8 protein-coding genes are annotated in these 13614 nt (G+C 41.1%); 1 reads left to right on the top strand and 7 read right to left on the bottom strand.

Annotated features, from left to right (window positions below; all coding sequences use genetic code 11):
• Positions 1 to 110 precede the first annotated feature (110 nt).
• Together M2448_RS13625 and M2448_RS13620 are read right to left on the bottom strand one after the other, a co-directional pair.
• Complete coding sequence (locus M2448_RS13625; protein ID WP_280646532.1) at positions 111 to 4445, bottom strand: hypothetical protein; 4335 nt, start codon at positions 4443 to 4445, stop codon at positions 111 to 113.
• Positions 4446 to 4504: 59 nt separating this feature from the next.
• A complete protein-coding gene (locus M2448_RS13620) occupies positions 4505 to 5146 on the bottom strand; it encodes a hypothetical protein (RefSeq protein WP_280646531.1) in 642 nt (213 codons plus the stop codon).
• A 959-nt stretch (positions 5147 to 6105) separates the two neighbouring features.
• On the opposite strand from M2448_RS13620, the gene M2448_RS13615 reads away from it, so the two are divergent.
• On the top strand, positions 6106 to 7758 hold the full coding sequence (locus tag M2448_RS13615) for an AarF/UbiB family protein (RefSeq protein ID WP_280646530.1): 1653 nt from the start codon (positions 6106 to 6108) through the stop codon (positions 7756 to 7758).
• 9 nt (positions 7759 to 7767) lie between these two features.
• On the opposite strand, the gene M2448_RS13610 is transcribed toward M2448_RS13615, so the two are convergent.
• From M2448_RS13610 to rseP, 5 genes are all read right to left on the bottom strand, one after another.
• The gene (locus M2448_RS13610) at positions 7768 to 8277 is read right to left on the bottom strand and encodes a gliding motility lipoprotein GldH (protein ID WP_280646529.1); all 510 of its coding nucleotides are present in this window, start codon (positions 8275 to 8277) and stop codon (positions 7768 to 7770) included.
• Complete coding sequence (gene ricT / locus M2448_RS13605; protein ID WP_280646528.1) at positions 8243 to 9754, bottom strand: regulatory iron-sulfur-containing complex subunit RicT; 1512 nt, start codon at positions 9752 to 9754, stop codon at positions 8243 to 8245. Before ricT ends, M2448_RS13610 begins: the two co-directional genes overlap by 35 nt.
• 59 nt (positions 9755 to 9813) lie before the next feature.
• Complete coding sequence (holB, locus tag M2448_RS13600) at positions 9814 to 10941, bottom strand: DNA polymerase III subunit delta' (RefSeq protein ID WP_280646527.1); 1128 nt, start codon at positions 10939 to 10941, stop codon at positions 9814 to 9816.
• A gap of 341 nt (positions 10942 to 11282) precedes the next feature.
• Positions 11283 to 12236, bottom strand: a complete 954-nt coding sequence (locus M2448_RS13595; RefSeq protein WP_280646526.1) for a methylenetetrahydrofolate reductase — start codon at positions 12234 to 12236, stop codon at positions 11283 to 11285.
• A 22-nt stretch (positions 12237 to 12258) separates the two neighbouring features.
• Complete coding sequence (gene rseP, locus M2448_RS13590; protein ID WP_280646525.1) at positions 12259 to 13602, bottom strand: RIP metalloprotease RseP; 1344 nt, start codon at positions 13600 to 13602, stop codon at positions 12259 to 12261.
• Positions 13603 to 13614: the final 12 nt, after the last annotated feature.

Genomic DNA, 13614 nt, shown 5'->3' with positions numbered 1-13614 from the left:
CCTTACAATATGAGAAGAAGTCCCGACACTTCTCATTAAAAAAACAAAAGAGACTGTCCCTTATACTTTGGGGACAGTCTCTTCAACATGAAAGATAGTTCTAATAGATTTTATCTCTTGATGACAGGCGTAACATTTTTATTACTAATTACACAATCTTTAGTTGAACAGTATGGAAGCTCTTTAGCTCCATTTGCCTCTATAAATATTGCATCCTGACAAATATCCGAAGATTCATTTGAGAAATCGAAGTCAACGTCCAGAGATACCCAAACCGGGTCTCCATTTTGGTCAACCAGAAGATTACCATCGATATCGGTAGCCTGCACTAAAGCGGTTTTAGCCGGTGATTTGATCTCGAACGTGAATGTGCTCTGTCCCGAAGGAACACTGAACCCTTCCACAAATAATAATCCTTCCATACTAGCGTCTATCGTAGCTCCGGAAAGCACCGTTCCCGGTGTCGATTTCAGGCTATTGTTCACATAAGTAAACTCTTCATTGAAGCCAATATCAAGTAGACTATTTACGATTGCATCATCGTTAGGGTTGTTGAGCGTAATAGTCACTGTATATGTTTTATCTTCTTTATAGCAACTATTATCAACTTTAAACTCTTTTACCTCAACACGCTTCGGACGGTTCGATACCGGTAGTGCATTGACTTTTGTCTTTTCACAACCCGCAGTCAACCTGTCGCAGCTATACAGAGGATCAGCATCGACTTCTCCACTATCAACAATTCGCTTATACTCCAGCACTGCCTGATTTTCGTACACTTTAGGAGCAACCGCATCATCTTTGAATACGGCTGTGGCTCTGAATGACAACATTGACGAACCCGGAACCATAAGGTTATCTATCTTCAGTTCTCTAGCACCGGCATATTCATTTATTGTCGCACTGCTTATCGCAGCATCATCTACAGACAATCCTCCCGATACCCAAATCATGCCATCATCCAGTATATCTGAGAAATTAACAGGTTTAGGGCTACAGTTTGTATTGTGTATATTGAATGTATAGGTAACTTCTTGACAAACCAGAACTTCTGATGGAGCTTCTTTTGTAAATATAAGACCATCTTCGTTAACAGGAGGTAATGGCTGAGGGCAGGTAAACTGCATAGGGCCTATACCTAATCGTTTATTTCCTGTGACTCTTCCTGTGGCAGTATGCTCTACAATAACTTCCTGTACCGGATAATCAAATTCGACATGCAGTTTACCTCTTGTTGCCGTATAAGACGATGTAGGACGACGTTTAGCAATGGCATAGCTGCCCCTTATTTCATAGGAACTTCTGTTAGCTGCCGCAACATAGCTTAAGCGTGCCGGGACCTCTTCTCCGTCACATTTTCCATATACTCTTACCTTATCGTATTTCCCACTACGGTAATCTATTTCAAATACATCGAATTTAGCCGCAGCAGCTTGTTTTACAGTCGGAGCCGCTGTCTCGGTAAAGCTAATTGATGTCTTCATCAGAGCCTGAGCATTTGTTCTGCGGTATTCTCTTAATGATCTTTGCGAGGAGGCTCTCGGATATCTGCTTACCCACTGACCCGGAGAAGCTATACTAGCTGCTACTGTAGCTGTAAAATTATCACCCAAGTCGTAAACTTTCGACAAGCCACCACGAGTCCATGTTGAGAAATCCAGGTTCTTAGTACCTTCAAAGTCACAGCCCTCACATGTCCCAGGTAAGGCCTTCACACCAATAGAGAAGTAAGTGAACTCGTCGGTGAATGTATAGTTTATCACCTGCTGACCATTCACATATGTACTAGGAACAGCTTTATCCCAAGCATTGGCTACTAATTTATCCTCAGAATCGGCAACCAAAAGAAACAGTTGATACCCAGCTCCCGAATAAGGGAAATCTTCTCCGTCAGGGGTTATCATTACTGCTTGTTTTTCGATCCCGGTTTTCTGTACCAGCCAGACACGACTGATTTTTTTATCTATAGCTCCACAAATCTCCTCGTTACCGGTGAAATCAACTTCCTGCGTCAGAGTAGTATTGTCATGTCCCCATACTATTGCCGCTTTATCTACATCTGCCGGGAATCCGGTAAGGTCGGGATCACAACCCAACTTGGTTCCTATACCCATATGTATTATTTGCCCAAGGTCGGTAGAATGAGCCTGCATATTGTTCAGGTTCATATAATCGTCTTTAACCAGTGCAGCTACATTGTTGTGATATTTCTGATGAGATGTCGCATTACCGTTCCATACAATAGTACCATCCGATAACTCGTAATCGTAGTTGACAGCACTTGAGCTTTTATTTAAGTCCAGTGTAATACCATACTTAAGTCCCAGATAGGAGTACACTTTATTCTTTTCAGGCTGGCTGAGTTCTCTTTCATAAGCAAAGATTTCACCCATAACCCCTATCATATTCCGGGCACGCTCAGAACCGACTCCAACCATACTCGTCCCATTCAATAAGGAACCGCCACCAAGATCATCACTGTCGTTTATAATGTTTTCATATCCATCAAATTCATAACGTATAAATGCCTGTGGACGAATAGCCGTCTGTCTAGCTATCTGATGGTAAGCGATAGTTGTAGCATTTTTCTTAAACAAGATCTTATTACCCTGATTAGAGCCAGTACCACCATATTCATAGAAACGCCCGATACCCCCATTTACTCCTCCGATAGTCTCATCCCTGACTCCAAATGCAGGGCGTCTAGAGCTTCCTCCTCCGGGACGTATGTTACCAAATCCCATAAAGTATGAACGGTCTGATCTACCAAAGTTATTATTTATTACACTAAAGAATGTATAGTTATCAGGTGATGCCTCATCCATAACACCATCATAAGAAGACAGATATTCTCCTTCTTGTCTGAATTTTACAGCCGGATGGAAGTTCATCTGAGGATCACATCCATATCCGGGACGTTTATTATAAGTGGATGCAGCCATGTACTGATATGTTTTTCCGGCATGTCGATCGACCCATTTAGAAACGTCTCCATTCGAATCGGTAGTTATGTTATTACTTGCATTTAGCCACATTCGCAATCCGTTCACCACCCCTCCGGGTGCAATGGCATAAGTTGCAAAGCCAATATACTCACCATTATTTATCAGTACATCTTTTGCTTCGCCATCCAGAACATGGTAGATACGCGTAGTAGCCGGATCGAAAGCCGGATTATCTGAAACGAGAATATACCTTGCACTTACATGCGGTTTGAGGTTTACGGTAAAGCTTGGTTGTCCGGTTGTTTGTGCTTTCAATATCTGATTTTGCCGGAAATTTACATCTTCTATAGTTATATCATTCTGAAACTGAGTATCTTTATTATAAAAATACTCTGTCATTTCATTTGCATCGTTAGACCCGAACATCAGAAAATGCCCCTCGTCAATAGAACCTGTATTCATCGAGTTGAGATCTTTCAGTTCATCTACAAAAACAGTCATTGCTCTGCGGTCGAAACTATATGCCTGTTTTTGGTTTAGTCCCGAACCGGAGTCCTTACCAATACCGAACACATTGTCTTTATATCCGTTATTCGTACTCCCTGTACCATCCCAAACAACTGTTGTTCCGTCCGATGCCACCAGATCCTGTCCTTCCAATGTTATCCCATATTTAATAGCCAGATATGAATGTACCTTTTTCAGTTCGGCTGCGCTAATATATGTTCCTGCTGTAGCTGACAAGACTACAATTTCAAGGACTTCTCCAAAGAAATAGTTATTGTAGGAAGTATTTCCATTACCTATGATCGGGTAATTTGAACCCTGGCTCAATCGCCCACGACCTGTAGCAACAGTACCTGCTTTTCCATTATGATATAAAACTACAGGATTAGCAGCAAGATAATCATTTGGCCTTATAGAAGTACCTATACCATATAGTTTATCTATGCCTGTAGTATGATAATAAGAACCTCCGCTTGAATTCTCCATCCAGATATTCTTATTTGCTGTAGCATTTCTCCATCCATCATTATCTCCGGTACTGCCCCCATAGTTGAAAACTGTAGCAGAAGAGTAAGATTGCCCCGGTTCCAAAACAGATACCCAGAAAGTATAATAGGATTTCGTATTAGATATCTGCATGGCTGCCTCAGCTATCAGCTTCCTCGTTCTTTCAGCAGTGGAAGCACTTCCTTCTTCGACATCAGTATAGAACTCGAGTGAAGGATGATAGTTCATCCCTGCATACTTTATTCTCGGTACAAGCTGGGCAGCGTTCTGCTTGAAGTTAATCCCGTTAGTAGACCGATCCAGCCACTGAGTGATATCACTCCCATCTGCCGGAATCGTATTCTGTACTTTATCTGACTGAAGCCATAGTTCTACAGTCAACCCTGTACCTCCCGGTGTCTGAGCAGTCAGATTAAGCCCAAAGAGAGAAACAAGCACCAGTATCACAAACGGACGCAGTACTTTATTATTTATATATATATTCATTTTGTGTTCTTTTAGCTGGTGAGAACAACACCTTTACAGGCTCGTTCACTATCATATAATTACTTCAAAACAAAGACAATATTAATATAAGAGCAATCTGTAGCCGCTGCTTTTACATCATAATTCATAAGACCGGCATTGCTGATACTATTAATAGTAAAGACTGACGGATCAGCATCTGTTATATAATAGTACAAGTCTGTAGCAGCAGGTATATATGGTATTGCAGCAGGAGCTCCGGCACTGGTTTTCACCGGTACTGAAAATTGAGCTTTATACAAATCATATAGATTAACTTCCACACCCGACGCATCGAGAGTAGTATCAAAAGATATGGAAGGCATATAAAACCAATTGGAAGCACCTAAATGCAATCTTTCCCATTTCGTTCCGTCATTGTAATAAAGCCCCGGAGACACATAATATTCAGCATTTACAGCAGCAGGAGATACAGCTGTGTTATATACAGTCATTCCCTCTGTATGTTCTGTTAGTGGCTTAGCCAGATTAGTCGCTTCCAATTCCACGCGTGGCAATAACAGCCCTTTTTCTGATTTTCCGGTACTATACTCCTGTAAATCCAATAATGCATTTTTATTCGGAGGAGTGTTAGACCCTATTGTTACCTGAGCATAAATCTCATTGAGTCCTCCTATTATCAAGAATGTACTTAATAACAAGACCATCAGTTTTGTTTTCATCTTCTTACTAGTTTAGTTAAGTATTAAAAATTATATATTTGTTAATAAATCTTACAATTAAAAAAATTCAATGCACTGAAGTTCCCGACTTCGGTTTTCCCAAACAGAAGGTAGGTCAATGAAGGAAAGACAAATATTGAAGACAATAAACTATACTTCGGTAATAAGTAGAGTAATATAAAACCTTCATATCTCTTCAGGCATTGAATTTGTATCTTGACAACAAGGCACACCCAACCACGACATATCCAATGATATATGGCAAGAAGGCTCTTGTTTAATTTTTTCTCTACAAAAATCAAACGGCTTTTGTTTGTTTGAAAATTATTAGTTACACTTATGCGTGCACGCACACAATGATGCGTGTACACGTAATAGTACGTGAGTAAAACCCTAAGACTTTTCAAATTGAAAAGTGCTAAGCCGTTAAAAAAAAATGTTTGTCTTTGTGATTGGTTATTGGAACGCTGTCTTTGCGTTTTACTTATTCTCTCTCTCTCTCTCTCTCTCTCTCTCTCTCTCTCTCTCTCTCTCTCTCTCTCTCTCTCTCTAACAAAATAGAACTAACTGCCAAATTATCAAGCATGAAATCTGGAGAAACAGCCGCAATATTTTGTAAAAAAATGAACATTGTCTTATCTTCGAATTAATCTTGGCTGTAAAAGTACAAGCATTTTTTCTATTTCGCAAATTTTAGAGAAATTTATTATTACAAAGGACTTACCCTTCGAATCAAACGACCAGACACATCGTCTCTGACTCTGAAGGCTTATAAAAGAAAAACAATCAATTTGCTATTTAACTACTAACTACTCAATATAACATATGAATAAAAATGCAGAGCGATTTAATGTGTTATTTATTAACAAATAAAACAAGTTAGCATTAAGATATTCCATCTATATATAATACTATATACAACAATAATTCTTTACATTTACTATCTGATTTACTATAATATGGATAACCTGAAGAAAATAAAGAGAACGGCACAGCTAGCCGCTGTACTCACCAAATATGGTTTTGAGGCATTAGTTACCGAAACGAATATAAAGAAACTGATACCCGACAGCTATATAGAAAAGAGCGAGAAACGCAAGGAAATATTCGCAATGAATATCTATGAGCGTATCAGGATGGTGCTGGAAGAGCTGGGTCCTGCATATATAAAACTGGGCCAACTGTTGAGCAATCGTGACGACCTCTTACCCGAAGAACTCACCGTCGAGTTACAGAAGCTACAAGACAATGTTACCATAAAAGACATAAACATATATGAGACTGTAGCGGAAGAGCTGCTGGTAGATACAGATGAGATCTTCGAATATATAGATCAGGAACCCATTGCTGCTGCGTCACTGTCTCAGGTCTATACAGGAAGGCTGCGCACAGGACAGAAGGTGATTATAAAAGTGAAGAAAAAAGGCATACGCGAAATATTCGAAGCAGATGTACTCATTATGAAAGATTTTGCCCATCTGCTCGAAAAATATTATGAATTGGCGCGCAAGGTCGGGATGAGCCGTATTGTCAGTACCTTCGAGAAATCGGTGACAGCCGAATTATCCTTCACACAGGAACTGGCTAACATAGAGCGGTTCCGGTCAAACTTTGAGGGTGACGACACCATATACATCCCCACCACATACAAAGAACTATCCAACAGCAATATACTTTGTATGGAATTCATAGACGGGATAAAGATATCTGACAGAGACAAGATACAGGAAGCAGGGCTCGATACTAAAAATATAGCATCGTCTGTAGTAAACCTTTACCTCAAGCAGATTATCGACTTTGGACTGTTTCATGCTGATCCGCATTCGGGCAATCTATTTGTACTGACAACGGGACAGATCGCGTTCATCGACTACGGTTCGGTAGGTAAGATGCTACCCCATGACAAGGAAAATCTCGGCGACTTCATTATATATGGATTGCGAAAGGATGTAAAAAGACTGGTACGCATCATCAAGAAGGTCGCCGTAAAATGCAATATATCCAACGAAGAACAGTTTCAGCGTGACCTATATGATTTTCTCGACATATTGGAAAGTACCTCTATCAAGGAGCTGGATTTGAACGACATTACAAAAAAATTCAGTAAAATGCTGAATGAGAATGAGGTCGTACTACCCGACTATATCTATCTGCTGATAAGGGGTATTGTCCTTCTGGAAGGAACTGGAAGAGAACTGGGACTGGAAGAGGATATTATAGAGAATATAAGGCCTTATGGAATAAAGCTAATAAAGAGCAGGCTTAACCCAAAACACCTGACAAACAAGGTTATAGACAAGCTATACAATCTGGGTGATAAACTGGAAGAGCTACCCGAAGATGCGCATGCTCTGATACAGAAAATGAACAACAACGAGCTGGAAGTAAATCACAACCTGAAAGGTTTGCATGACATCAGAAATACAATAAACCTTCTGGTCATAGCCCTTATCATATCATCACTTGCCATTGGATCGTCCATTTTAGTTCTTGCCGACATGCCGCCTAAGCTATGGGGTGTGTCAGTCTTTGGATTTCTGGGTTTTACGATATCGGGTATCATGGCTATCATTATTATATTGATAATAATAAAGAATAAGATGATCGATTAACGATCTTAACTAGGGTATTACCTTTTCTATTTTAAGGCCTATCTTTTCAATTCCGGTCAGCGATTCGTCACGCATGCCATGTCCTATCTTTATACAATAATTGCGTTTCTGTGTAAAGATAAGGTTTTCGTTGAGAGGAAATGACACCTGAAACAATGTACCGAACCCCGAACCATTCCATTTTCCGAACTCATCCGCCAACTGAAACTCTATCGAAGATTTTTCAAAGATGGTATCGTTGCTCTGATTGTCATGTACAAAGAACCATATATTCTTGTATGGGTAGTTCGTATTATTGGTGACCTCTACACTCAACCGGTAGGGAGTGTACAAATCGAATAGCGTAGAGTCTACATCGAATACCATCGTATCGGTTTGCGTCCATCGGGCATCCTTCAATTCATGGAAACGGTAATATATCTCCTGTTTTTCACAGGAGATATTCACCATTGTAAGTAATGCAAAAAGCAGTACAAATACGACTTTATGCCTCAGGTTTTTTCTGATCGGGCTTTCCATTTCTGTCCGGTCTGTTTCTGTTGTTCCTGTTATTCCTATGATTGTTATTCCTCTTCTGATTTTGATTAGAACCGGCTTCTCTGTTCTGATTCTGGTTATTATTAGCCTGTTGAGGCCTGTTATTATGATCAGCGCGGTTATTCACAGGTTTATTATTATTCCCCTGATTGCTTCCTCCCTGATCATTATTTCCCTTATTCTTTACAAACTTCTTCTTTTTATTCCTGTTGTTGTTATCGAAACGATTGATATTCTCCTGCAATATATCGTGCGACACAGGTTTATCATCCTGTTCCTGAGTATCAACAACCAAATGAGCCGGTCTGTCGCCACGCTTATTGATACGCTGTACTTCGTACACGCGTTCTTTAGGCAGGGTAACAAGATTGGCTGCAAAATTCCTGTCGGTAGAATAAGTCATCATACCCGACAATATATCGGTCTTGAAATGATAGTAAGTCGCATCTTTTGTCTCCAATGTAGCTTCTCGGGAAGGTAGCTTACGCTGTGCCTCTACATACGTATCCACTTCAAAGTTGAGACAACATTTCAGTTTACCACACTGCCCCGCCAGTTTTTGCGGATTCAGCGGGATATCCTGCAACCGCGCAGCAGAAGTAGACACAGACACAAAGTTAGACATGGAACTGGAGCAACACAATTCGCGTCCGCATGGACCGATACCTCCTACCCTTCCGGCTTCCTGACGAGCTCCTATCTGTTTCATTTCTATCTTTACACGAAACTCGGATGCGTAAACTTTAATAAGCTGGCGGAAGTCGACACGCTCATCGGCTATATAATAAAATATCGCCTTGTTGCCATCGCCCTGAAATTCTACGTCGCTTATCTTCATCCCCAGTTTCAGTTCTTCGGCTATCTCGCGCGCCCTGAGCATTGTTTTATGCTCTTTCTTCTTAGCCTCTCCCCATTTCTCTATATCAGTTTGTTTCGCTATGCGATATACTCGCTTGGTTTCGCCCCTGTAGTTATTTTTCAGCATTTGCAGCTGCACCAGTTTTCCGGTGAGGGTTACTTCGCCAATATCGTGTCCGGGAGTGGCTTCTACGGCAACAATATCACCTTTAAACAATTCCAGATCATTACTATTCAGATAGTAACCTTTTCGGGTATTTTTGAACTGTACCTCCACCATCTGAGACTCTCCTTCTACTTCGGGTAAGTCCTGCAACCAGTTATAAACTTCCAGTTTGTGGGTACCACTGCAACAACCGCCGCCTTTGGAACAACCACCACCGGATTTACATGAACAACTGCCACCTGACTTGCAAGAGCAGCTTCCACCTGAACTGCAACCGCCGCCTGAACCGCAACCACAGGTCTTTGTGGTGGTTTCAGCCACACCGGAAGACGGATCTAATGCCTTTTTGTTTGCCCGCGCACATGTACACCCGATAGGCGTTTTGCATGTCCCCTGACAATCGTTCGGAATAAATGTATTTTGATTTAAACTCATTATATATTGTATTAAATTAAGTAAAACAAAGCCCCTTTTACAGCTTTGTGGGTTTATATTTATTGTTTTATCAACATTGTAATTTTCAGGCACAGGTCGAAAAATACCATCTTGGCATTTACATTCTGTTCGATATGCCTTTCGGCCAAAGCCAGTTCGTCCATGAAGCCTATAATATTGCGCTCGTTGATGAACGGAGCGAAACGTGTACCGAAGTTTGTTTCATCCTGTGCCAGATATACCATTTCGGGCTGACTCAGATTGCTTACAAAATATTCGCGTATCATGCGCTGGCTGTAGATAAGAAAACTTTTCTGGTTTTCGCGACCTATAGCGCCCAGTTCGTTTCCTATCGCCTTTATTTCTTTTATGTTGCGTGCATACGAAGCCCGCATCATTTGCACAAACAGATTGAAGAAGAATTTATGCTCTTCGTTCAGGCTGATTGTCTCAGTCGCTTTCAGATAACTACCCTTCGACAAATGGGCGACATTGGCTGCATCATCCGGCGTTATATTATATTCCGATTCCAAAGCCTGCATTATATCGGCTTCCTTTACGCCATGTATATTGATGCGCTGGCAACGCGACTGTATTGTTGTAATAATGTTATCGGGAGTATCCGACACCAACAGGAAAACAGTATTATCGGTTGGCTCTTCTATTATTTTCAATAATTTGTTAGCACACGACTCGTGCATCTTCTCAGGCAGCCAGATAATCATCACCTTGTATTTCGCCTCATATATCCTCAGGCTCAGCTTACGCAGTATTTCTTCGCTTTCCTTTGCATAAATAAGCCCCTGTGAGTTTTCTGCTTCTATATATTCGAGCCACTGATTGAGGTTGAAGTAGTAACTGCGCTGTTTTACAAACTCTCTCCAGTCGGCTATGTAATCATCACAGACTTCTTTCTTTTTAGCTGCTTTTTTTACGATAGGGAAAACAAAATGCAGATCGGGATGTGCCATGTTGTTGTACTTGACACAAGACAGACATTTTCCGCACGAATCGGTTTCCGACGGATTTTCGCAATTAAGATATTGGGCATAAGCCAGCGCCAGAGGGAATTTACCTATTCCTTCCGGTCCGCAAAAGAGTTGGGCATGGGGTATAAACCCCTCCCGTACGGTTCTGGTCAGCCGCTCTTTCACTTCGCCTTGTCCTACAATATCTTTAAAAAGCATTGTTACTCCTATTTTTTAACTAAAACCTGACAAACCTGACAAGTTTACTAGTTGATAGTCTACTAGCTTGCTAGTATTATTTTTTGTTTTTCGTAGGGGCTAAACCGCGTGTCTGCCCGTTTATTTGATCTTCAGGCGAACACATGGGTTCGCCCCTACAAGCTCGTTCCCTTTTGGGGCTTTGCAACCCCCTCTCACTTTGGAGAAGGTCGGGGTGAGGTGAATTTTAACTAAAATCTTACAATCCTTACAGTTTTCACAATTCTTTTTCTTATTAACTGCTAACTGTTGACTGTTAACGGATATATAGATAAATTTCCTGTTATTTATCAACAATCAAATCAATATATCTCCTTAGCTATTTTCCTTATACTATCGGTAGCCATCAATGAATAGAAATGAATACTCGGCACGCCGTAGGTAATCAATTCCTTACATTGTTTTATACCCCATTCCACACCTACTTCTTTTGCTTCTTCATCAGTCTTACACTTACGAAGTTCCGATGCCAGTTCTTCCGGTATGCTCGAACGGAATATACGGGGCAATACTTCCAGCTGATTCATCAAAACAATCGGCTTTACTCCGGGAATAATAGGCTGTGTGATTCCTTCTTTACGGCATTTCTCTACAAACGAAAAATATTTCTGATTATCGAAAAACATCTGCGTCACAAAATATTCAGCCCCATTATCTGCCTTTTGTTTCATATACTGAATATCCGACTCGGCACTTACAGCATCTTCATGTACCTCGGGATAGCACGCCATACCATAAGCAAACGGAGTAGCATTTCTCTCAAATTCACTGCCATCGGCAGCAATACCCATATTGAAATTATTTACCTGCGTTTGCAAATCAGTTGCATACTCATTTATGTTAGGGTATATCTGCTCCGGTGCAAGCCGTTTGGTATCACCCCTCAAAAGGAGCAGATTGCATACATGCAAAAAGTTCAGATCCATCAGGGCATATTCGGTTTCCTCTCGGGAAAACCCCTTACATATCATATGGGGAATAGCCATAACATCATACTTGTGCTGAATAGAAGCAGCTATAGCCACCGAACCGGGACGTTTTCTTATATTCACACGTTTGACCGTACCATCCGGCATCTCTTTATCCATGTATTCGCTGTGATGCGTCGTGATATTTATATACTTCGGATCGAACTCGATCAGTTTATCTATTATATTATACACCTTCTCGATGTTATTACCTTTAAGAGGAGGTAATATTTCGAACGAGAAAGCTGTTTTATCACTTTTATTTATTAAATCTACTACAGTATCCATTTATATATTATTCTGTCAGTTTCTACTTGAAAAGGAATCTTATCACATCGTTTCCGTTAGCTACAAGAAGTAGTAGCAACAGGAACAGCATACCTGCCATCTGTGCATATTCCATAAATTTCTCATTCGGAGTACGTCTTGTGATCACTTCATACAGCAGGAACATAATATGCCCTCCATCGAGTGCCGGAATAGGCAGAATGTTCATAAATGCCAGTATGATGGACAAGAAAGCCGTCATCGACCAGAAAGCGTGCCAGTCCCACGATGCAGGAAACAGGCTCCCGATAGCTGCAAATCCACCAAGGCTCTGCACTCCTGTTTTGGTAAAGACGAAACGTATTTGCGACACATAGGCCTTCAGGGTTTCCACTCCCATTTTAGCTCCTGCCGGAATAGCAGCGAAGAAGCCGTATGTATTCTTTTCCCATTTAGATTGAGGAACTTTAACCTGTATTCCCATTTTACCCTTACCGTCGATATGTATTTTACCGGAATAGATAACCCCTTTGCGGCTAACAACTAACGGCACAAGTTTATTCCAATTTTCTTCTTTTCCGGCTTCCATTACCACATCCATAAAAGATGCTACCTGTACACCATTCAGAGACAATATGCTGTCACCGGGGCGCACATCGGCGATCTTAGCCCACGAGAATACACTGTCTACCTTGCAAGGCATCCACATATCGTAAGGCATCCGCTTCTCTTCCTTTATGGCAGCAGCTATCTTATTTCCGAAATCATCGGGCATATGCAGCGTTACTAGTTCTCCGCCACGTTCTACTACTACCTCTTTTGCATCGAGGAATTGCATGAATGTATTGTTGCGTAACACACCGCTACGCTCTGCCATATCCTTACCGTCTACGCTGATTATGACATCTTTGTCCTGATAGCCTCCCAGTGCTTTAGCTGTCGGAGAAAACACAAACCCGGTCTTTATATTACGCGTAGGCAAGAAACTATCTCCCCATGCAAACAGTATCATTCCATAAATGATGATAGCCAGTATAAAATTGAATAGCACACCACCCACCATTACCAGCAAGCGTTGCCATGCAGGTTTAGAACGGAATTCCCAAGGTTGGGCAGGCTGCGCCATTTGCTCCTTGTCCATCGACTCGTCTATCATCCCCGATATTTTTACGTATCCGCCCAATGGCAACCAGCCTATACCGTATTCGGTATCGCTGTTCTTTGGCTTATACTTGAATAGGGAAAAACCGGGATTGAAAAACAGATAGAACTTTTCAACTCTTATCTTGAAGAGTCGCGCAAATAGAAAATGCCCGAACTCGTGAATGACAACCAGTATGGATAAACTCAGTATTAATTGTAATGCTTTGATTAAAAATGTTTCCATTAAAAGTTTTAT

This window comes from Dysgonomonas sp. PF1-14, assembly GCF_029892965.1.
GTDB lineage: Bacteria > Bacteroidota > Bacteroidia > Bacteroidales > Dysgonomonadaceae > Dysgonomonas.
Note: the sequence above shows the minus strand (reverse complement) of the source record. Positions and strands in the feature narration are given on the sequence as shown.